Annotated in this window: 4 protein-coding genes; all 4 read right to left on the bottom strand. The window is 75.6% G+C overall.

Annotated features, from left to right (window positions below; genetic code table 11):
- Window positions 1-57 precede the first annotated feature (57 nt).
- The 4 genes from ACZ7IF_RS32830 to ACZ7IF_RS32815 all read right to left on the bottom strand — a co-directional run bounded on the left by ACZ7IF_RS32830 (window position 58) and on the right by ACZ7IF_RS32815 (window position 23,793).
- Complete coding sequence (locus ACZ7IF_RS32830; protein WP_042804885.1) at window positions 58-444, bottom strand: nuclear transport factor 2 family protein; 387 nt, start codon at window positions 442-444, stop codon at window positions 58-60.
- Between the two features lie 163 nt (window positions 445-607).
- On the bottom strand, window positions 608-7,462 hold the full coding sequence (locus ACZ7IF_RS32825; RefSeq protein WP_470979056.1) for a type I polyketide synthase: 6,855 nt from the start codon (window positions 7,460-7,462) through the stop codon (window positions 608-610).
- Between the two features lie 31 nt (window positions 7,463-7,493).
- Window positions 7,494-18,758 carry a type I polyketide synthase gene (locus ACZ7IF_RS32820; RefSeq protein WP_470979053.1) on the bottom strand — a complete coding sequence of 3,755 codons (11,265 nt, stop codon included), beginning with the start codon at window positions 18,756-18,758 and terminating at the stop codon, window positions 7,494-7,496.
- Window positions 18,759-18,816: 58 nt separating this feature from the next.
- Window positions 18,817-23,793, bottom strand: a complete 4,977-nt coding sequence (locus ACZ7IF_RS32815; RefSeq protein ID WP_470979116.1) for a type I polyketide synthase — start codon at window positions 23,791-23,793, stop codon at window positions 18,817-18,819.
- Between the last annotated feature and the right edge of the window lie 13 nt (window positions 23,794-23,806).

Below are 23,806 nucleotides of genomic sequence, written 5' to 3'. Positions count from 1 at the left end.
CCTCGGTCGTGGTCGCCTGTCGGGTGCGCCGGGGCTCCGGCGGCGCGGTGGGGTGGCTCAGACGCCGATGTCGCTCATGCCCCAGAACACGCGCATGTCCTCGATCAGGCCGTCGGCGTTGATGGTGAAGACGTCCACCGCGTTGATGTTGGTGCGGGTGCGGTTCGGGTCGAGGATGTTGGTCATCGTGGCGGCGACCGGAACGGCGACCTGCTTGCCGTCCTGGCCGACGGAGGCGTGGCCGGGGGCGACGGTGACCTCGGCGGCGATGTTGCTGTGGAAGTACTCGCGCTGGGCGGCGCGGCCGACCCGGGGCTCACGGCCGACCGGGTCCTCGATCCGGGCGTCCTCGGTGAAGTGGGTGAGGATGGCGTCGATGTCGCCCTCGTTCACCTTGCGGAAGTACTCCGCGACGATCTCCTTGCGCTTCTGCTCGTCCAGCATGGGGGGTCCTCCACGGTCGTGATCGATGTAGGTACGCGGGCGTGACCGTAGACGCGTGGCTTAAAGCCGCGCTTAAGACGCCGGGCGGGCGGGTCCGGACACGCGTCCACCCCCGGTCGTCAGGGCCGGGGGTGGACGGGTATCAGGGGTGTGCGCGGGTGCCTCAGCCGAAGATCCAGAACCGTTCGCGCTGGAAGGGGTAGGTCGGCAGGTCCACGCCGTGGGCTCCGCTGCCCTCGAACACCGCAGCCCAGTCGACCGGCTCGCCGGCGCTGTGGAAGGCCGCGGCCAGGGCCAGCGGCTCACCGGCCGCCGGGTCCGGGGAAGGGGCGGGGGCCGGGGCGGCGGCCAGGGCCTCGGCGAGGCCCTCGGTCCAGTCCTCGCCGAGCGGTTCGCCGGAGCCGGCGTCCAGGAGGGCGATTTCCGGCCGTGCGGCCCCCGTCACCCGGGGCCGTCCTCCGTCCGCGAGGACGGCCAGCGCCTCGACGGCCTGCTCCAGGGTGAGCGCGCCCGCCACGTGCGCGGCGGCGAGCCGGCCGGGGCCGGACACCAGCAGCGCCTGCGGGGCCAGGCCCCAGCTCTCGTACAGCCGGAACAGGGCCACCTCCTCGGCGAAGGCCTCGGCCACCGCCGGGAAGGGTGCTGCCAGCCGGACGTCGAGGTGCGCGCGTACGGCGTCCCAGGCGTCGGCGAAGACGGGCCGGGCGGCGTAGAGGGCGTCCGCGAGGCCGCGTACGGCCCCGGTGAACGCGATCCGCGCGGTGCCTTCCGTGACGGCGCGGGGGTGTTCCTCGCCCCGCTCCACGGCGGCCAGCGCCGCGCGGAGCTCCTCGCGGCCGGCGGCGAGCAGCACCGCGCGGTGTTCGAAGGCGGCCCGGCCGGTGGCCAGGGTGAAGCCGACGTCGGCGGGGTCGAGGGCGGGGTCCTCGGCGAGTGCGGCGCCGACGCGTGCCGCCTGGGCCCGGAGCGCCTGCGGGGTGCGGCCGGACAGCGGGACCGCGACGGTGCCCGGGGCGGTACGGGCCGGGCCGGCGGGGGCCGGCTCCGGGGCGGGCGGCGCTTCGAGGATCAGGTGGACCTGGGTGCCGCTGGCGCCGAGCGAGGAGACGCCGGCCCGGCGCGGGCGGCCGGTCTCCGGCCACGGGGTGGGCTCGGTGACCAGGCGGACGGCGCCCGCCGACCAGTCCACGCGGCTCGTGGGCTCCTTGACGTTCAGCATCTGCGGGAGCAGCGCGTGGCGCAGGGACAGCACCGTCTTGATGACGCCGGTGACGCCGGAGGCGGACTGCGGGTGGCCGATGTTGGACTTGACGGTCGACAGCAGCAGCGGCCGGTCGGCGGGGCGGTCCTGGCCGTACGTCGCCAGCAGGGCCTCCGCCTCGATGGCGTCGCCGAGCGGGGTTCCGGTGCCGTGGCCCTCGACCGCGTCCACATCCCGGGCGCTCAGGCCGGCGTCGGCCAGGGCCTGCCGGATGAGGCGCTGCTGGGAGATGCCGCTGGGGGCGGTGAGGCCGTTGCCGGCGCCGTGGTGGTTGACGGCGGAGCCCCGTACGACGGCCAGCACCGGGTGGCCCAGGCGCCGCGCCCGGGAGAGGCGTTCGACGAGCACCATGCCGGCGCCCTCGCCCCAGCCGGTGCCGTCGGCGTCCTCGGAGAACGGCTTGCAGCGGCCGTCGGCGGCGGCGCCGCCCATGTGGTGCCAGGCGACCGGGGCGGACAGGACGGTGACGCCGCCCGCGAGGGACATCGCGCACTCGCCGCGCCGGACCGACTGCACGGCCAGGTGCAGGGCGACGCCGGACGAGGAGCAGCCGGTGTCGACGGTGAGGGTCGGGCCGTGGATGTCGAGGGCGTAGGCGACCCGCCCGGAGGCGATGGCCGGAGCGATGCCGCTGCCGAAGTGCGGTTCGCTCTCCTCGGGGATCCGCTCCGTCGGCAGGAATCCCTGGTAGCCGACGCCGATGTAGAGGCCGATCTGCTCGTCGGTGAGGCCGCGGGGGTCGACGCCGGCACGCTCGAACGCCTCCCAGGCGGTTTCGAGCAGGATCCGCTGCTGGGGGTCCATGACCAGGGCCTCGGCCTCGGTGATCCCGAAGAAGGAGGCGTCGAACTCTCCGATGCCGCGCAGCAGTCCGGCCTGGCTGAGGGTCTTGACGGCCTGGAAGCCGTCCTCGCCGCCGCCCTCGGCCGCGCCTTCGCCGGGGAGGTCCGCGATCCGCCAGCCGCGGTCGCGCGGCAGGTCCCCGACGAGGTCCTCGCCCTCGGAGACCGCCTGCCACAGCTGTTCGGGGGTCTCTATGCCGCCGGGGAGGCGGCAGCTCATGCCGACGATGACGACCGGGTCGTCGTCCTCGGCGGCACCGTGTCCGGTGGCGGGCGCGGCCGTCTCCTGCTCGCCGGTGCCCAGGAGTTCGGCGCCGAGGAAGCGGGCGAGGGCGACCGGGCTCGGGTGGTCGTAGACCAGGGTCGCCGGCAGGGTCAGTCCGGTCGCGGCGGTGAGCCGGTTGCGCAGTTCGACGACGGTGAGCGAGTCGAAGCCGAGTTCCTTGAAGGCCCGGCCCGCTTCGACGGCCTCGCCCGAGGCGTGGCCGAGCACGGCGGCCGCCTGGGCCCGTACGAGGTCGGTCAGCAGGGTGGTGCGCTCGCCCGGGGAGGCCGCGCGCAGGCTGCGGACCAGGTCGGAGGAGGACTCGTCCACGGGCTGGGGCGCGGCGGGCGCGGCCTGCGGCACGAGGTCGGTGAGCAGGGCGCTGGGGCGCTCGGAGGTGAAGCCGGGCGCGAAGCGGGACCAGTCGACGTCGGCGACGGCGACGAAGGCCTCGTCGTGTTCGACGGCCTGGACCATGGCGTTCAGGGCGGCCTGCGGATCCATTTCGAGGACGCCGCGGCGGCGCATGTACTCCTGCGCCCCCTCCAGTTCCATCATGCCGCCGCCGCCCCAGGCGCCCCAGGCGAGGGAGGTGGCGGTCAGGCCGCGGGCCCTGCGCCGTTCGGCGAGCGCGTCGAGGTAGGCGTTGGCGGAGGCGTAGGCGGTGTGCCGGGCGGCGCCCCACACTCCGGAGTTGGAGGAGAAGAGGACGAAGGCGTCGAGGGCGGTGCCGTCGAGGAGGGCGTCGAGGTGGTCGGCTCCGGCCACCTTGGCGGCCGACAGCTGTTCGAACTCCGCGGCCGTGGTCTCGGAGCCGAGGGTGTACTGCGGCACGCCGACGGCGTGGACGACGGCGGTCAGGGGCTGACCGGCGGGGATCGCGTCGAGGACCGCCTTGAGCTGGTCGCGGTCGGAGACGTCGCAGGCGGCGAGCGTCACGTCCGCGCCCAGGGCCCGGAGTTCGGCGGCGAGTTCCGCCGCCCCGGGTGCGTCGGCGCCGCGCCGGCTGGTGAGGACGAGGCGGGCGGCGCCGGTGGCGGCGAGGCGGCGGGCGACTCGGGCGCCGACGCCTCCGGTGCCGCCGGTGACCAGGACGGTCCCGGACGGCTCCCAGCGGCGGACCGGCTCGCGGTCGCCGAGCGGGGCGCGCACCAGGCGGCGGCCGAGGACGCCGCTGGTGCGCACGGCGACCTGGTCCTCGTCGCCGTAGCCGCCGGCCAGGACCTTGGCGAGCCGGTCGAGCGCGCGCTGGTCCAGGGCCGGCGGCAGGTCGACGAGGCCGCCCCAGCTGCCGGGCTGTTCGAGGGCGATGACCCGGCCGAGGCCCCAGACGCGGGCCTGTGCCGGTACGGCGGGGGCGTCGGCGCGGCCGGCGGCGACGGCTCCCTGGGTGGCGGCCCAGTGCCGGGCGGTGATCCCGGCGTCGGCCAGGGCCTGGACGAGGACGTGGGTGCCGGTGGCGCCGGCCGCCCCGTCGAGGCCGAGGAGGGAGAGGACGCCGCCGAGGCCGGGCAGGGCGGCGGTGGCCTCGCCGAGCCGGACCGTGAGGGCCGGGCGGTCGGCGGTGGCGGGGTCGGTCTCGAGGACGACGGTCTCGACGCCGTGTGCCGCGAGGCCGGCGGCGACCGTACCGGCCACGCCGGTGGCGGCGGGCGGGGTGACGATCAGCCAGGTGCCGGCCGGGGCGGACGTGGCGGGGGCCGCGGTCAGCGGGGTCCAGGCGGCCTTGTAGCGCCAGGAGTCGAGGGTGGAGCGGGCCTGCTGTCCGCGCCGCCAGGTGGCGAGGGCGGGCAGCAGCTCACCGAGGGCCCGGCGCTCTTCGAGGGCGAGGGTGCCGGCCAGGGCCTCCAGGTCCTCGGCCTCGACGGCCGCCCAGAACCGGGCCTCGGTCTCGTCGGCGGTGGCGGGGCCGGTGGTGGGCGTCTCGGGCCGGACGGGGGCGGGCTTGAGCCAGTAACTCTGGCGCTGGAAGGCGTACGTGGGCAGGGCGACGGTGGCGGCGTCCCGGCCGGTGAGGACGGAGGTCCAGTCGACGTCGACGCCGCGGGTCCAGGCGGTGGCGAGGGAGGTGGTGAACCGGGCCAGACCGCCCTCGCCACGGCGCAGCGTGCCCGTCGCCAGGATCTCCGCGCCCGCCGCTTCGGCCGTCTCCACCAGCCCGTACGTGAGGACCGGGTGCGCGCTCGACTCCACGAAGGCCCGGAAGCCGTCGGCGAGGAGGGAACGGACGACCGGCTCGAAGGAGACGGGCTGCCGGCAGTTCTCGTACCAGTAGGCGGCCGTCAGCTCGGAGCCCTCCAGGACCTCGCCGGTGACGGTGGAATACAGCGGGACCGAACCCGTCCGGGGCTCCACGAAGCCCAGCAGGTCCAGGACCCGCTCCCGGAGGCGGTCGACCTGCGCGCAGTGGGAGGCCACCGTCGACGGCACGATCTTCGCCCGCACCCCCTCGGCCTCCAGGGTGGCGACGAGTTCCTCCAGCGGGGCCACCTCACCGGCCACCGTCACCGCGCGCGGACCGTTGATCCCGGCGATGGACAGGACGTCCCCGTACGGGGCGATGCGCGACTCGGCCTCGGCGCGCGACAGGGAGACGGAGGCGACGGCGCCGTTGCCGACGAGCTCGTCGGCGAACAGCTGCGAGCGGAGCACGACGACCCGGGCCGCGTCCTCCAGCGACAGCGCACCCGACACGGCCGCGGCCGCGATCTCACCCTGCGAGTGACCCACGACCGCGTCCGGCACCACACCCGCCGCCCGCCACAGCTCGGCCAGGGAGACCATCACCGCGAACAGGACCGGCTGGAGCACCTCGATCCGGGTCAGGCCGTCCCCGTCCCCGCGCAGCACCTCCTCCACCGACCAGTCGACATGCGCCTCCACGGCCGCCGCGACCTCCGCGAACCGGGCCGCGAACACCGGCGACGAGTCCAGGAGTTCGACACCCATCCCGGCCCACTGCGAACCCTGGCCCGGGAAGACGAACACCGTCTTGCCGCCCGCGTCCGCCACACCCGCCGCGACGGGCGCGTCGAGCGCGGAGAGGAGCTCCTCGCGGGTGGAACCGAGCACCACGGCCCGGTGGTCGAAGGCCGAGCGGGTGGCGGCCAGCGAGAGCGCCACGTCCTCGGGCCGCGGCGCGGCATCGGACCGGACGAACCGCCGCAGGCGGGCGGTCTGCGCGGTCAGCGCCGCCGCCCCCTTGCCGGACAGCACCCACGGGAGCGGTCCGCCGGTGCCCACGCCCGGGGCGGCGGCCGGCTCCTCCTGCCGCCCGGGGGCGGCGGGGGCCTCGGGGGCCGCTTCCAGGATGGCGTGCGCGTTGGTGCCGCTGAGGCCGAAGGAGGACACGGCGGCCCGGCGCGGGTGGTCGGTCTCGGGCCAGGACCGGGACTCCAGCAGGAGTTCGACGTCGCCGGCCGCCCAGTCGATGTGCGGGGAGGGCGCGTCCACGTGCAGGGTCTTGGGGAGCACCCCGTGGCGCAGCGACATGACGGTCTTGATGATGCCGCCGACGCCGGCCGCCGCCTGGGTGTGCCCGATGTTGGACTTGATCGAGCCGAGCCACAGCGGCCGGCCCTCGGGCCGGCCGCGCCCGTAGGTGGCGAGCAGGGCGTTGGCCTCGATGGGGTCTCCGAGGGTGGTGCCCGTGCCGTGCGCCTCGACCGCGTCGACCTGGTCGGGGGTGAGCCGGGCGTTGGCGAGCGCGGCCCGGATGACACGCTGCTGGGCCTTGCCGCTGGGGGCGGTGAGGCCGTTGCTGGCGCCGTCCTGGTTGATGGCGGAGCCCCGGATGACGGCGAGCACCTCGTGGCCGTTGCGGCGCGCGTCGGAGAGCTTCTCCAGCAGGACCAGGCCGACGCCCTCGGAGAAGGAGGTCCCGTCGGCGCCGGCCGCGAACGCCTTGCAGCGGCCGCTGAACGCCATGACCCCCTGGGCGCTGAAGCCCACGAACAGGCCGGGGGACGCCATCACGGTGACCCCGCCGGCCAGGGCGAGCGAGCACTCGCCCTGGCGCAGCGCCTGGGCCGCGAGGTGCACGGCGACCAGGGAGGAGGAGCACGCGGTGTCGATGGTGACCGCGGGGCCCTCGAAGCCGTACGTGTAGGAGAGCCGGCCGGAGATCACACTGGCCACGGAGCCGGTGACGAGGTGCCCCTCGGCGCCCTCGGCCTCGTCGCCGAGGCTCTGGGCGTACGAGGGCTGGGAGGCGCCGATGTAGACGCCGGTCTGGGTGCCCTTGAGCCGGACCGGGTCGATGCCGGCCCGCTCCAGCGCCTCCCACGAGGCCTCCAGCAGCAGCCGCTGCTGCGGGTCCATGGCGAGGGCCTCGCGCGGCGAGATCCCGAAGAACGCGGCGTCGAACTCGTCGACGTCGGGGACGAACGCTGCTTCGCGCACCGTTCCCGTGTCGCCGAGGTCCCAGCCGCGGTTGTCGGGAAAGCCGGAGACGGCGTCCCCCTCCTTGGCGACGAACTCCCAGAGGTCTTCGGGGGATTCGATGCCGCCGGGGAAGCGGCAGCTCATGGCGACGACCGCGATGGGCTCGTGCGCGGCGTCCACCAGGTGCTGGTTCTGCCGGCGCAGCCGTTCCGTCTCCGTCAGCGACGCCCGCAGCGCTTCGACGACCTTTTCCGAGGGGGTGCTCATGGATGTGATCTCCGGATCTCGTCTTCGCGTATCAGTGGTTGTCGCCGTCCAGGGCCAGGGACACGAGATCGTCGAGGTCCATCGTGGCGATCGAGTCCTCCCGTGCCCCGGTGTGGTCGGACGTGGGCGGTTCGGCCGCCGGGCTGCCGGCCAGCCGCAGCAGCGTGTCGAGGACGCCCGCTTCGCTCAGCCGGGCCAGCGGGAGGGTGGCCAGGGCCCGCCGCAGGTGTGCCTCGTCGACCGGTGCGCCCGTGCCCGTCGCGCCCGCCCCGGTGTCCGTCTCCGCGGTCTCCGGGGCGAGTTCGTCCCGCAGGTGGTCCGCGAGTTCGACCGGGGTGGGGTGGTCGAAGACGATGGTCGCGGGCAGCCGCAGTCCGGTGGCCGCGCCGAGCCGGTTGCGCAGTTCGACGGCGGTCAGCGAGTCGAAGCCGAGCTCCTTGAAGGCCCGGTCGGCCTCGATGGAGCCGGGATTGGCGTGGCCGAGGACGGCCGCCACGTTGGTCCGTACGAGGTCCAGCAGCACGCCCAGGCGGCGCTCGGCGGAGAGCCCGGCGAGCTTGCGGGTGAGCGCGGAGCCGTCCGGTTCCGCCGTGTCGGCGGTTCCCGCGGCCCGGCGCACCGGGGTGCGGACCAGGGAGCGGTACAGCGCGGGCAGGCCCGCCCCGCCGGCGGAGTCGCGCAGCGCGGCCGGGTCGAGCCGGACGGGGACGCTCAGTGCCTCGTCCTGGTCCACGGCCGCGTCGAACAGGGCGAGGCCCTGCTCCGCGGTGAGCGGGGTGACGCCGCCGCGGCTGAACCGGGCCAGGTCGGTGTCGTCGAGGCCGGCCGTGAGCTCGCTGGTCTGGTGCCACATGCCCCAGGCGAGGGAGGTGGCGGGCAGGCCCTGGGCCCGGCGGTGGTGGGCGAGCGCGTCCAGGTAGGTGTTGGCGGCGGCGTAGTTGGCCTGGCCTGAGTTCCCGGTCACGCCCGCGGCCGAGGAGTAGAGCACGAACCGGCGCAGGTCCAGATCGCGGGTGAGCTCGTGGAGGTTCCACGCGGCGTCCACCTTGGGCCGCATGGCGCGCTCCATGCGTGCCGGGGTGAGCGAGGCGAAGACGCCGTCGTCGACGACCCCGGCCGCGTGCACCACGCCGGTCAGCGGCCGGTCGGCCGGGACGGCCGCGAGGAGGGCGGCCAGCGCGTCGCGGTCGGCGGCGTCGCACGCCACCACCTCGGCCGTGCCGCCCAACTCGGCTATCTCCGCGACCAGTTCGGCCGCACCGGGGGCGTCCTGGCCACGCCGTCCGGCGAGCAGCAGGTGCCGTACGCCGTGCGTGGTGACCAGGTGCTTGGCGAGGAGCGCGCCCAGGGTGCCCGTGCCGCCGGTGACCAGGACCGTGCCATCGGGGTCCCAGCCCTGCGGGACCGTCAGGACGATCTTGCCGGTGTGCTTGGCCTGGCTCATGAAGCGGAAGGCCTCCGGCGCACGCCGGATGTCCCAGGTGCGGGTGGGCAGCGGCCGCAGCCCGTCCGTCTCGAACAGGCCCGCCAGTTCGGTGAGCATCGCGGCGGTGCGCTGCGGACCGGCCTCGGCCAGGTCGAAGCGGCGGTAGTGGACGCCCGGGTGGTCCAGGGCGACCCGTCCGGCGTCGCGGACGTCGGTGGCGCCGAGCTCGACGAAGCGGCCGCCGCGCGGCAGCAGCCGCAGCGAGGCGTCGACCAGTTCCCCGGCCAGGCAGTCCAGGACCACGTCCATGCCCTCGCCGCCGGTGGCGGCGCAGAAGCGCTCCTCGAAGGAGGCGTCGCGGGAGGAGGCGATGTGGGCGTCGTCGAGACCGGCCGCGCGCAGCGCGTCCCACTTGCCCTCACTGGCCGTGCCGAACACCTCGGCACCCAGGTGCCGGGCGATCTGCACCGCAGCCGAACCCACACCGCCCGCGGCGGCATGGACCAGGATCCGCTCCCCCGCCTTCAGGCCGGCGAGGTCCACCAGCGCGTAGTACGCGGTGAGGAACGCGGCGGGCACCGAGGCGGCCTTCTCGAAGGACCAGCCCTCGGGGACGCGGGCCACCATCTGGGCGTCGGCGACCGCGAGGGGGCCGAAGGCGTGCGGCACCATGCCCATCACCCGGTCGCCCGGGGCGAGGTGGGTGACGCCCGGGCCGGTCTCGACGACCACGCCGGCCGCCTCGCAGCCCATGAACCCGCCGCCCGGGTACATCCCGAGGGAGACCAGGACGTCGCGGAAGTTGAGCCCGGCGGCGTGCACGGCGATGCGCACCGCCCCCTCGGGCAGCGGTCCGGCCGCCTCCGGCCGGGGCAGCAGGGCCAGGTGGTCGAGGGTTCCGGCGGCGGTGGTGTCCAGGGCCCAGGCGGCGGTGCCGCCCGGTACCGGCAGGGCCGTGCCCGAGCCGGCCCGGACCAGGCGCGGCGCCAGGGCGGTGCCGGCGCGCAGCGCGGTCTGCGGCTCGTCGTGGACGAGGGCCGCGGCGACCGCGCCCCGCAGGGCGGCGGCCGATTCCTCGGTGGTGTCGAGGTCGGCGATCAGGAGCCGGCCGGGGTTCTCGGCCTGGGCCGAGCGGATCAGCCCCCAGGCCGGTGAGTGCGCGAGGCCGGTGGCGTCCTCGCCGGTACGGGTGGCGACCGCGCCGTGGGTGAGGACGACCAGCCGGGATCCGGCGAAGCGTTCCCCGGCCACCCACTCCTGCACGGTGGCGAGCAGGGCGGCCGCCTGGGCGTGGACCTCGGCGAGCGCGCCGTCCGGGCTCGGGCCCGCGTCCGGGTCTCCGTACGGCAGGACCACGGTCTGCGGCAGGGCCGCGCCGTCGGCGGCGGCGAGGGCCGCGAGGTCCTCGTACCGGTCGACGGCAGCGCCCGCGCGCTCCAGGGCGGCCGCGATGCCGGGTGCGGCGGAGCCGATGACGGCCCAGTTCCCGGCGGCGGAGGCGTCGGCGGCGGAGGGCAGTTCCGTCCAGTCGAGGCGGAACAGCCCGTCGGTGCCGCCGTCGCCGCCCTGGCGCAGGGTGGCCGTGTCGACGGGACGCAGTACGAGCGCGTCGACGGTGGCGACCGGTGCGCCGGCCGCGTCGCAGACGTCCACCGCGATGGTGTCGGTGCCCGCCGCGCTGACGCGGACCCGCAGGGTGCCGGCGCCGGCCGCGTGGAGGGCGACGCCGCTCCAGGCGAAGGGCAGCCGGGCCTGGCCGGTCAGCTCGATGAACTCGCCGAGCCGCATGGCGTGCAGCGCGGCGTCGAGCAGTGCGGGGTGCAGGAGGTACCGGGCCGCTTCGCCCTGGTGGCTGTCGGGCAGCGCGACCTCGGCGAAGACGTCCCCGGTCGACTCCTGGCGCCACGCGGCGCGCAGGCCCTGGAAGGCGGGGCCGAACTGGTAGCCGGTCTCGGCGGCGGCGGCGTAGAAGCCCTCGAGGTCGACGGGTTCGGCGGCGGCGGGCGGCCAGGCGGTCAGGTCGTGGCCGGGGGCGCGGACGTCCCGTGCGAGGACACCGCTGGCGTGGCGGGTCCAGGGCAGGTCGGCGGGGGCGTCCTCGGCACGGGAGTGGATGGTGACCGGACGGGTGCCTGCGCCGCCTTCGGGACCGACCAGCACCTGGAGGTGGACACCGCCGCGGGCCGGGAGGACCAGCGGTGCTTCGAGGGTGAGCTCGTCCAGCAGTGCGAACCCGGCTTCGTCTCCGGCGCGGACGGCCAGCTCGACGAAGGCGGTGCCGGGGAGGATGGGCGTGCCGGACACCGCGTGGTCGGCGAGCCAGGACTGGGTGTCGGGGGCGATCCGGCCGGTGAACAGGAGGCCTTCGCCGCCCGCGAGGCTCAGGGCCGCACCGAGCAGGGGGTGCCCGGCGTCCGAGAGCCCGAAGCCGGTGGCGTCGCCGGAGAAGGGCGGCAGCGGATCGGGCCAGAAGGGCTCGTTCTGGAAGGCGTAGGTGGGCAGGTCGACGCGCCCGGCTTCCTGGCCGGCGTGGACGGCCTGCCAGTCGACGGGGGCGCCGTGGGTCCAGGCCTCGGCGAGGGAGGCCAGGAAGCGCTGGGCTCCGCCTTCGTCGCGGCGCAGGGTGCCCTGGGTGACGGCGGAGGTGCCGGCGGCCTCGATGGTCTCCTGCACGCCGATGGTCAGCACCGGGTGGGCACTGGACTCGACGAAGATCTTGTGGCCGCGTTCCAGGAGGGCACCGATGGCGTCCTGGAACCGGACGGTGCGCCGGAGGTTGGTGTACCAGTACTCGGCGTCCAGCTCCGACCCGTCGGCCCACTCCCCCGTCACCGTCGAGAAGAACGGGACCTCGGCCGTACGCGGCTCGATCCCGGCCAGCAGGCCGATGACCTCGTCGCGGATCTCCTCCACCTGGGGTCCGTGGGAGGCGTAGTCCACGTTGATCCGGCGGGCGCGGACGCCCCCGGCCTCGCACGCGGCCATCAGCTCGTCCAGGGCCTCCGGATCACCCGAGACCACCGTCGACTGCGGACCGTTCACCGAAGCGAGCGCGAGGCGCTCACCCCAAGAGGAGATACGTTCCGCCACCGCGTCGGCCGCAGCCGCCACCGACACCATGCCGCCCTTGCCCGCCAGCGCGAGCAGCGCCCTGGCCCGCAGCGCGGACACCTTCGCCGCGTCCTGGAGCGACAACGCGCCCGAGACGGCCGCGGCCGCGATCTCACCCTGCGAGTGCCCGACGACCGCCGCCGGGACCACTCCGACGGCACGCCACAGCTCCGCCAGGGACACCATCACCGCCCACAGCGCCGGCTGGACCACGTCCACCCGGTCGAAGCCCGGCGCACCGTCCTTCTGCCGGAGCACATCCAGCAGCGACCAGTCCGTGTGCGGGGCCAGGGCGCGCTCGCAGTCGTCCAGACGGGCCGCGAACACCGGCGAGGAGTCGTACAGCTCCACCGCCATCCCCGCCCACTGCGAACCCTGACCGGGGAACACGAACACCGGGCGGCCGGTGCCCTTGACGACGGCGCCCTCGGTGACACCGACTCCGGGCGTGCCCTCGGCCAGGGCCGTGAGCCCGGCGAGGAGTCCGTCGCGGTCGTCGGCCTGGACCGCGCCACGGCGTTCCAGGGCGGCCCGGGTGGTGGCCAGCGACCAGGCGACGTCGACGGGGCGCAGCGCCTCGGCACCCTCGGCCGCGGCGAACTCCCGCAGCCGTCCGGCCTGGCCGCGCAGGGCGGCCGTACCGCGCCCGGAGACGATCCAGGGCAGTGCGGCGGCCGGGAAGGCCGGGACGGCGGGTACGCGGGCGGGCTCCTCGGTCTGCGGCGCCTGCTCCAGCACGACGTGGACGTTGGTGCCGCTGCCGCCGAAGGAGGACACGCCGGCGCGGCGCGGGCGGCCCGTCTCGGGCCACGGGCGGGCCTCGGTCAGCAGTTCCACGGCGCCCGAGGCCCAGTCGATCTCGCGGGACGGCTCGGCGACGTGGAGGGTCTTGGGCAGTACGCCGTGGCGCAGCGCCATGACGGTCTTGATGACGCCCGCGACGCCGGAGGCGGCCTGGGAGTGGCCCAGGTTGGACTTCAGGGAGCCCAGCCACAGGGGCTGCTCGGCGGTGTGGGCCTGGCCGTAGGTGGCGAGCAGGGCCTGGGCCTCGATCGGGTCGCCGAGGGTGGTGCCGGTGCCGTGCGCCTCGACGGCGTCGACGTCGGCGGGGTCGAGTCCGGCGTCGGCGAGGGCCGCGCGGATGACGCGCTGCTGGGCGGGGCCGCTGGGGGCGGAGAGGCCGTTGCTGGCGCCGTCCTGGTTGGCGGCCGTACCGCGGATGACGGCGAGGACCTGGTGGCCGTTGGCCTGTGCGTCGGAGAGGCGCTCCAGCATGATCACGCCGACGCCCTCGGACCAGCCGGTGCCGTCGGCGTCCTCGGAGAAGGACTTGCAGCGGCCGGACGGGGAGAGTCCGCCCTGCTGGCTGAAGCCGATGAAGACGCCGGGCGAGCACATGACCATCGCGCCGCCCGCGAGCGCCATGCGGCAGTCCCCGGTGCGCAGGGCCTGCACGGCGAGGTGCAGGGCGGTCAGGGAGGAGGAGCACATGGTGTCGACGGTGACCGCCGGGCCCTCCAGCCCGAAGGTGTAGGCGAGGCGGCCGGAGGCGACGGCGGCGGAGGCGCCGAACAGCATCTGGCCGTCGGAGCCTTCGGGCATCTGCACGTCGTGGCCGTAGCCGGGGTATCCGGCTCCGATGAACACGCCGGTGCTGCTGCCCTTGAGGGTGTCCGGGTCGAGGCCGGCCCGTTCGAAGACCTCCCAGGCGGTCTCCAGGAGGAGGCGCTGCTGCGGGTCCATGGTGAGGGCCTCGCGGGGCGAGATGCCGAAGAAGCCGGGGTCGAAGTGGGTGGCGGTGTCGACGAAGCCGCCCTCGCGGACGTAGCTCGTACCGGCCTTGGCGCGGTCGGGGTCGTAGAAGCCGTCGAGGTTCCAGCCGCGGTCGGTGGGGAAGCCGCCGATGGCGTCGCGGCCTTCGGCGACGAGCTGCCACATGTCCTCGGGCGAGGTGATCCCGCCGGGGTAGCGGCAGCTCATGGAGACGATGGCGATGGGCTCGTCGGAGGCGACGGCCCGCGCGGCGGCGGCGCCGGCCGCGGTGGCGGTGTCCCCGTCGCCGAGGAGTCCGGTGCGCAGCAGGTCGGCGACGGCCTGTGGGGTCGGGTGGTCGAAGACCATCGTCGCGGGCAGGATGAGGCCGGTGGCGGCGGTGAGCCGGTTGCGCAGGTCGACGGAGGTCAGCGAGTCGAAGCCGGTCGCCTTGAAGGCGCGTCCGGGCTCGATCGCGTCGAGGGAGGGGTGGCCCAGGACGGCGGCCGCCTCCCGCCGGACCAGGTCGAGCAGGATGGTGTCCCGCTCGCCTTCGGGGGCCTGCCGCAGGCGCCGGGCGAACTCTCCCGAGGGGCCTTCCCCGTCGGTGTCCTCGTCGGCGCGGGCGGCCCGGGTGGCCTCGCGGGCCTCGGGGATGCCGGTGAGCAGCGGGCTGGGGCGGGTGGCGGTGAAGCCCGGCGCGAAGCGGGACCAGTCGACGTCGGCGACGGCGACGAACGCCTCGTCGTGTTCGACGGCCTGGAGCAGCGCGGACAGGGCGGTCACCGGGTCCATCTCCAGGACGCCGCGGCGGCTCATGTACTCCTGGGCGCCGGCGGTCTCCATGATGCCGCCGCCGCCCCAGGCGCCCCAGGCGACGGAGGTGGCGGTGAGGCCGCGGGCCCGGCGGCGTTCGGCGAGCGCGTCGAGGTGGGCGTTGGCGGCGGCGTAGGCGGTGTGCCCGGCGGCGCCCCACACCCCGGAGTTGGAGGAGAACAGGACGAAGGCGTCCAGGGCGGTGTCGCCGAGGAGTTCGTCGAGGTGGGTGGCGCCGGCGGCCTTGCCGGCGAGGACCCGCTCGAACTCCTCGGGGGTGACGTCCTCCAGGACGGTGGACTGGGGGACGCCGGCGGCGTGCACGACGGCGGTGAGGGGGGTGGCGGCGGGTACCGCGGCCAGCAGCGCGGCGACCGCGTCGCGGTCGGCGACGTCGCAGGCCACGGCTTCGGCCTCGGCGCCCAGGGCACGCAGCTCCGCGAGGAGTTCGGCGGCGCCGGGGGCGTCGGGCCCGCGGCGGCCGGCCAGCACGAGGCGTTCGGCGCCGGCGGCGGCGAGCCAGCGGGCCACGTGCGCGCCGACTCCGCCGGTGCCGCCGGTGACGAGGACGGTGCCGTGCGGGCGCCAGTCGCGGGCCGGTTCGCGGTCCTCGAGGGCGGCGCGGACGAGGCGGCGGCCGAAGGTGCCGGAGCCGCGGACGGCGATCTGGTCCTCCTCTCCGGCACCTCCGGCGAGGATCTGGACGAGCCTGGTCAGGGCGCGTTCGTCGGCGGCCTGCGGCAGGTCGACGAGTCCGCCCCAGCTGCGGGGCTGTTCCAGTGCGACGACCCGGCCCAGGCCCCAGACCTGCGCCTGGGCGGGGTCGGCGGCGTCGTCGGAGCGGCCGGTGGAGACGGCGCCGCGGGTCACGGTCCAGAGCCCGGCGCCGGTCACGGCGGCGTCGGTGAGGGCCTGGACCAGGACGAGGCTGTGCAGGGCGCCGTCGGCGCCGAGGCCGGCGAGGGAGAGGACTCCCGTGATCTCGGAGGCGGCGACGGCGGTGCGGATCAGTTCGGCGAGCGCGGTCCGGTCGGTGCCGGTGACGCGTACGGTCACGGTCGAGGCGCCGTGCCGGGCGAGGGTGGCGGCGCAGTCGGCGGCCAGGGACTCGTGGGCGGGGTCGGCGGGCAGCACGACCAGCCAGGTGCCGGTCAGCGGCGCCGGGGCGGGCTCCGGGAGGCGGTCCCAGGAGACGCGGTAGCGCCAGGCGTCGACGGTGGAGCGTTCGCGGCGGCGGCGCCGCCAGGAGGACAGGGCGGGCAGCAGCTCGCCCAGGGAGCGGCGCTCCTCCAGGTCGAGGGTGCCGGCGAGGGTTTCGAGGTCCTCGCGTTCGACGGCGTCCCAGAAGCGCGCCTCGGTTTCGTCGGCGGGCAGCGTCCCGCCCGCGGGCTCGGCGGTGCCGGCCGCCTCCAGCCAGTAGCGCTGCTGCTGGAAGGCGTAGGTGGGCAGTTCCACGGTGCGGGGGCCGTGCGGGGCGACGAGCGTCGCCCAGTCGACGTCGGCGCCGTGGACCCAGGCTTCGGCGAGGGAGGTGAGGATGCGGCGCGAGCCGCCCTCGTCGCGGCGCAGGGAGCCGAGGGTGACGGCGGCGGCGGCCGTGGTGTCGATGGTCTCCTGGACGCCGATGGTGAGGACGGGGTGGGCGCTGGCCTCGACGAAGATGCCGTGGCCCTCGGCGAGGAGGGCGCGGACGCCGTCCTCGAAGCGGACGGTGGTGCGCAGGTTGGTGTACCAGTACTCGGCGTCGAGTTCCGTGCCGTCGACGAAGCCCGCGGTGACGGTGGAGAAGAAGGGGATCTCGGCGGTGCGCGGCTCGATCCCGGCCAGCAGGCCGATGACCTCGTCGCGGATCGACTCGACCTGCGCGGAGTGCGAGGCGTAGTCCACGTTGATGCGGCGGGCGCGGACGCCGTCGGCCTCGCACGCCGCCATCAGCTCGTCCAGGGCCTCCGGATCACCGGAGACCACCGTGGAGCGGGGGCCGTTGACCGAGGCGAGGGAGAGCCGCTCGCCCCAGGCGCGGATGCGTTCGGCGACGGCGTCGGCGGTGTCGGCGACGGACACCATGCCGCCCTTGCCGGCCAGGGCCACGATCGCCTTCGCCCGCAGCGCGGACACCTTCGCCGCGTCCTGGAGCGACAGCGCGCCCGAGACGGCGGCGGCGGCGATCTCGCCCTGCGAGTGGCCGACGACGGCCGCCGGGACGACACCGGCGGCACGCCACAGCTCGGCCAGGGAGACCATCACGGCCCACAGCGCCGGCTGGACCACGTCCACCCGGTCGAAGCCGGGAGCGCCGTCCTGCTGCCGGAGCACGTCCAGCAGCGACCAGTCGGTGTGGGGGGCCAGTGCCTCGGCGCACTCGTCGAGGCGGGCGGCGAACACCGGCGACGCCTCGTACAGTTCCTCGGCCATGCCCGCCCACTGGGAGCCCTGGCCGGGGAAGACGAGGACGGTCCCGGAGCCGGGCAGGGTGGCGCCCCGGACGACGGTGGTGGCGCCGGGTGCGGCGTCGGCGAGGGTGGCGAGGCCTTCCTGGAAGCCGTTGTCGCCGACGGCGACGACCACGGCGCGCTGCTCCAGGGCGGCGCGGGTGGTGGCGAGGGAGTGGGCGACGTCGGCGGGGCCCGGCGCGCTCTCGCGGGCGGCGAAGGCGCGCAGCCGGTCCGCCTGGGCGCGCAGGGCGCCCGGGGTGTGGCCGGAGAGGGCCCACGGGATCAGCGGGGTGGACAGGACGGTGGCCGGGGCGGCGGCGCTCCCGTCGCCGGCGTGGCCGGCGTCGGCGTCGGCGTCGGGGCCGTCGTGGGCGTCCTGTTCGAGGATGACGTGCGCGTTGGTGCCGCCGACGCCGAAGGCGGAGACGCCCGCGCGGCGCGGGCCGCCGTCGCGGGAGGTCCACTCGACGGGTTCGCGCAGCAGCCGTACGGAGCCTGCCGACCAGTCGACCTGGCTGGTGGGCGCGTCGACGTGGAGGGTGCGGGGCAGCAGGCCGTGGCGCATGGCCATGACCATCTTCATCACGCCGGCCATGCCGGCGGCGGCCTGGGTGTGGCCGATGTTGGACTTGACGGAGCCGAGCCACAGCGGCCGGTCGGCGGGCCGGTTCTTGCCGTAGGCGGCCAGCAGGGCCTGCGCCTCGATGGGGTCGCCGAGGGTGGTGCCGGTGCCGTGGGCCTCGACGGCGTCGATCTGCTGGGCGCCGAGGCGGGCGTTGGCGAGGGCCTGCTTGATGACGCGGATCTGGGAGGGGCCGTTGGGGGCGGTCAGGCCGTTGCTGGCGCCGTCCTGGTTGACTGCCGAACCGCGGATGACGGCGAGGACCTCGTGGCCGTTGCGGCGGGCGTCCGAGAGCCGCTCCAGCAGCAGGACGCCGATGCCCTCGGCGAATCCGGTGCCGTCGGCGGAGTCGGCGAAGGCCTTGCAGCGGCCGTCGGCGGCCAGGCCGCGCTGGCGGCTGAACTCGACGAACAGACCGGGGGTGGACATGACGGTGACGCCGGCGGCCAGGGCGAGGGAGCACTCGTCCTGGCGCAGGGCCTGCACGGCCAGGTGCAGGGCGACGAGCGAGGAGGAGCAGGCGGTGTCGACGGTGACCGCCGGACCCTCCAGCCCGAAGGCGTAGGCGAGGCGCCCGGAGACCACGGCGGCCGCGCTGCCCGTGCCGAGGTAGCCCTCGACGTCGTCGGGGACGGAGTCGAGGTCGGTGGCGTAGCTGGAGGCGGAGGCGCCGACGAACACGCCGGTGCGGCTGCCCTTGAGCGACGTCGGGTCGTACCCGGCGCGCTCCAGGACCTCCCAGGAGGCCTCCAGCAGCAGCCGCTGCTGCGGGTCCATGGCGAGGGCCTCGCGCGGCGAGATGCCGAACAGCTGCGCGTCGAAGCGCGGGACGTCCTGGAGGAAGCCGCCCTGCTTGGTGTACGAGGTGCCGATCCGGTCGGGGTCGGGGTCGTAGAGGGCGTCCAGGTCCCAGCCGCGGTCCTCGGGGAAGCCGCCGATGCCGTCGCGGCCGTCGGCGACGAGGTCCCACAGCTGTTCGGGGGTGGCGACCTGTCCGGGGAAGCGGCAGGCCATGCGGACGATGGCCACGGGCTCGGGCTCTTCGAGCTCCTTGACGCGCCGGCGCGCGTTGCGCAGGTCGGCGGTGGCCCGCTTCAGATATTCGCGGAGCTTGTCTTCATTGTTCGTGCTCAACGTCACTCACCTACCGGGAACGGGAAGCCAACACGGCGCGGTCGTTGCGGGCGCGGGGTCACTGCGTCTCCAACTCGTCGTCGAGCAGGTCGAAGAGCTCGCTGTCCGAGGCCGCGTCGAGGTCGGCGTCGGAGGCGGGCGCCGCGTCCGCTGCGGTGGCGTTCCAGGCGGCGAGCAGCGCGTGGAGCCTGCTGCCGATCCGGCCGCGGTCTTCGGGGGTGGCCTGCGCGGCCCCGGCCAGGACGGCGCCGAGCCGGTCGATCTCGTCGAGCAGCGGGTCCAGGCCGTCGGTGTCGCCGAGGAGTTCGGTGCGCAGCAGGGCGGCGAGCTCGACGGGCGTCGGGTGGTCGAAGACCAGGGTGGAGGGCAGGCTCAGGCCGGTGGCGGCGCCGAGCCGGTTGCGCAGTTCGACCGCGCTGAGGGAGTCGAAGCCCAGCTCGCGGAAGGCCCGCTGGGGGCCGACGGCGGCCAGGGCCTCCGGGCCGGCGGTGCCGTGGCCCAGTACGGAGGCGGCCTGCTTGCGGACCAGGTCGAGCAGGACGCGGTCCTGCTCGGCCGGCGGGAGGCCGGTGAGCCGGTGCAGCAGGGCGTCGGCGGCGCCGTCGGCGTCCTCGGCCTCGGCGGCGGCGGTGGCCTCGGCCCGGGCGAGGAGCTTCGCCGCCTCGGGGACCATCTCGAACAGGGGGCTGTTGCGCTCGGTGTTGGTGCCCAGCGAGAAGCTGTCCCAGCGGATGTCGATGACGACCGGGCTGGTCTCCTCGTGGTCGAGGGACTGCTGGAGCGCGGCGGTGGCGAGCTCCGGGGGGAGCTCCCAGACGCCCTGGAGGCGGGCGCGTTCGCCGACGCCGTTGTCGGCCATGCCGCTGCCCTCCCAGGTGCCCCACACGACGGCGGTGGCGGGCAGGCCGAGGGCGCGGCGCTGCTCGGCGAGGGCGTCGAGGAAGGTGTTGCCGGGGGTGTAGTTGCCCAGGCCCGCGGAGCCGTAGGCGGCGCCGAAGGAGGAGAACAGGACGAAGGCCGTGAGCTCCTTGTCCCGGGTCAGTTCCTGGAGGTTGAGGGCGCCGCGCGCCTTGACGGCGAGGACGCGCTCCATGCGGTCGGGGGTGAGCGAGTCGATCATGCCGTCGTCGAGGACGGCGGCGGTGTGGAACACCGAGGTCAGCGGGGCGTCGGCGGGCAGCGCCCCGATGACGGCGGCGAGTGCGGCGGCGTCGCACACGTCGGCCGCGGCGATGGTCACCTTGGCGCCGAGCCCGGTGAGTTCGGCTTCCAGGGCGTCGGCGCCGGGGGCGCCGGGTCCGCTGCGGCTGATCAGCAGCAGGTGTTCGGCGCCCGCGCGGGCGAGCCAGCGGGCGGTCTGCGCGCCGAGGCCGCCGGTGCCGCCGGTGATGAGGGCGGTGCCGGACGGCTGCCAGGTGCGGGCCGGTTCGGCGTCGCCGAGCGGCGCCCGGACCAGCCTGCGGACCAGGACGTTCCAGGACCGTACGGCGAGCTGGTCCTCGTCGCCGGGCTCCGTGAGGACGCCGGCGAGCCGCTTCCAGGCCTCCTCGTCGGGCTGCTGCGGCAGGTCGACGATGCCGCCCCACAGCCGCGGGTGCTCCTGGACCAGGACGCGGGCCAGGCCCCACACGGCGGCCTGGACGGGGCTGGTGAGCGGGTCGGAGTCGCCGACGGAGACGGCGCCCTGGGTGAGGGACCACACCGGGGCGTCGAACTCGGCGAGTTCGCGGACCTGGAGGACCGCCTGGACGAGGGTGACCGTGCCGGCCAGGCCGAGCGGGAGCTCCGGGTGGTCGGGGTGGGGCCGCTCGTCGAGGGACAGCAGGGACAGGATCCCGGTGACGCGGTCCTCGCCCTCGGCGGTGAGCTCCTGGTGGAGCTGCTGGGCGAGGGTGTACCGGTCGCTCGCCCAGACGTCGACGGGGATGCGGACGGTGCGGGCGCCCTGGGCGGCGAGGCGGTCGGCGGCGGCCGCGGCGACCGTGTCGTCGCCGCCCTCGGACTCCACGATCAGCCAGGTGCCGGTGAGCTGCGGTGCGGCGGTCTCGGCGACCGTCCACACGGTGCGGTAGCGCCAGGAGTCGATCGCGGACTTCTCGCGGCGGGTGCGGCGCCAGGCGGCCAGGGCGGGCAGCGCCTCGCCGAGGGGCTGGTCCGCGCCGACCCCGAGGGGGGCCAGGTCGCCGCTGTCCACGGCCGCCCAGAAGGCGGCGTCGACCTCGTCGCCGCCGTGCGCGACGGGGCCGGGGGCCGGCGGGTCCGAGGGCGCGGCGTCGAGCCAGTACGGGCGGTGCTGGAAGGCGTAGGTGGGCAGCTCGACGCGCTGGGCGCCCTCGGGGAAGACGGTGGGCCAGGCGACGGTGGCGCCGTGGGTCCAGGCCTCGGCGAGGGAGGTGAGGAAGCGCTGCGGGCCGCCCTCGTCGCGGCGCAGGGTGGCGAGGGTGACGGCGGCGGAGGCGGCCGGGGCCTCGGCGGCGTCGATGGTCTCCTGGACGCCGATGGTGAGGACGGGGTGGGCGCTGGCCTCGACGAACAGGCCGTGCCCGGCGGCCAGGAGGCTGCGGACGCCGTCCTCGAAGCGGACGGTGGTGCGCAGGTTGGTGTACCAGTACTCGGCGTCGAGTTCCGTGCCGTCGACGAAGCCCGCGGTGACGGTGGAGAAGAAGGGGATCTCGGCGGTGCGCGGCTCGATCCCGGCCAGCAGGCCGATGACCTCGTCGCGGATCGACTCGACCTGCGCGGAGTGCGAGGCGTAGTCGACGTTGATGCGGCGGGCGCGGACGCCGTCGGCCTCGCACGCCGCCATCAGCTCGTCCAGGGCCTCCGGATCACCGGAGACCACCGTGGAGCGGGGGCCGTTGACGGAGGCCAGCGCAAGCCGCTCGCCCCAGGCGGAGATGCGTTCCGTCACCGCGTCGGCGACGTCCGCCACCGAAACCATGCCGCCCTTGCCGGCCAGGGCCACGATCGCCTTCGCCCGCAGCGCGGACACCTTCGCCGCGTCCTGGAGCGACAGCGCGCCCGAGACGGCCGCGGCCGCGATCTCGCCCTGCGAGTGGCCCAGCACGGCGGCCGGGCGCACCCCGTGGGAGCGCCACAGCTCGGCGAGGGAGACCATCACGGCCCACAGGGCGGGCTGCACGACGTCGACCCGGTCGAAGCCGGGGACGCCGTCCTTCTGCCGCAGGACGTCCAGCAGCGGCCAGTCGGTGTGGGGGGCCAGTGCCTCGGCGCACTCGTCGAGGCGGGCGGCGAACACCGGGGAGGAGTCGTACAGTTCCACGGCCATGCCCGCCCACTGGGAGCCCTGGCCGGGGAAGACGAAGACGGGGCGGTCCGCGCCCGCGGCGGCGGTGACCCCGGTGGTGTCGCCCTCGGCGAGCTCGGCGAGCCCGGCGAGGAACTCCTCGTGCTTGGCGGCGGTGACCGCGCCGCGCACCGGGTGGGCGGTGCGGGTGGTGGCCAGCGAGAAGCCGGTGGAGGCGGGCGCGGCGCCGTCCCTGACGTGGGCCAGGAGGCGGGCGGCCTGCTCGCGCAGGGCGGCCTGGGTGCGGCCGGAGAGGATCCACGGCACGGGCGCGCCGCCGCCGTCCTCGGGGGACGGCGCCGCCGGCAGGTCGGCCGGGGCGGCCTCTTCGAGGATGACGTGGGCGTTGGTACCGCTCACGCCGAAGGAGGACACGCCGGCCCGGCGGGGCTCCTCGCCACGGCGCGTCCAGTCGCGGGACTCGTTCAGCAGCCGGACGCCGCCGGAGGACCAGTCGATGTGCGGCGACGGCTCGTCGGCGTGCAGGGTCTTGGGGAGCACGCCGTGGCGCAGCGCCTGCACCATCTTGATGACGCCGGCGAGGCCGGCGACGGGGCCGCCGTGCCCGATGTTGGACTTCGACGAGCCGAGCCACAGCGGCCGGTCGGCGGAGTGCTCCTGCCCGTAGGTGGCGAGCAGGGCCTGGGCCTCGATCGGGTCGCCGAGGGAGGTGCCGGTGCCGTGCGCCTCGACCGCGTCCACGTCCTGCGGGCTGAGCCGGGCGTTGGCGAGGGCGCGGCGGATGACCTCCTGCTGCGCGGGCTCGCTGGGGGCGGTGAGACCGTTGCTGGCACCGTCCTGGTTGAGGGCGGAGCCGCGGATGACGGCGAGGACCTGGTGGCCGTTGCGGCGCGCGTCGGAGAGGCGCTCCACGAGCAGCACTCCGGCGCCCTCGGACCAGGTGGTGCCGTCGGCGCCGGCACCGAAGGCCTTGCAGCGGCCGTCGGCGGCCAGCGCGCGCTGGCGGCTGAACTCCACGAACGCGGCGGGGCTGGCCATGACGGCCACGCCCGCGGCCAGGGCGAGCGAGCACTCGCCCTGGCGCAGGGCCTGCACGGCCAGGTGCAGGGCGACCAGGCCGGAGGAGCAGGCGGTGTCGACGGTGACGGCGGGGCCGGCCAGCCCGAAGGCGTAGGCGACCCGGCCGGACAGGACGCTCGACATGGTGCCGGTGCCGATGTAGCCCTCCACGCCGTCCGGCAGGGCGTCCAGCCGGGAGGCGTAGTCGGAGGCGACGGCGCCGACGAAGACGCCCGTCTCGGTGCCCTTCAGCGACAGCGGGTCGTAGCCCGCGCGCTCCAGGGTCTCCCAGGCGGTCTCCAGGAACAGCCGCTGCTGCGGGTCCATGGCGGCCGCCTCGCGCGGCGAGATGCCGAAGAGCTCCGGGTCGAAGAGGGTGGCTCCCTGGAGGAAGCCGCCCTCGCGGACGTACGTCTTGCCGGGGGCGTCGGGGTCGGGGTCGTACAGGTCGGTGTCCCAGCCGCGGTCGGCCGGGAAGGGGCCGATCGCGTCGGTACCGGACGCCACGAGGTTCCAGAAGCCCTCGGGGTCGGTGACCCCGCCCGGGAACCGGCAGGCCATCGAAACGATGGCGATCGGCTCGTACCCGGCGTCCTCCGCGTCGCGCAGCTGCTGCTTGGTACGGCTCAGATCGGCTGTGACGCGCTTGAGGTATTCGCGGAGCTTCTCTTCGTTGCTCGTCGACATGCTCGGTACTCCTAAGTGGATATGGGACAGAGGA

The sequence above is a fragment of the Streptomyces sp. NPDC037421 genome, from assembly GCF_055602105.1.
This window is presented reverse-complemented; position numbering and strand designations above follow the sequence as displayed.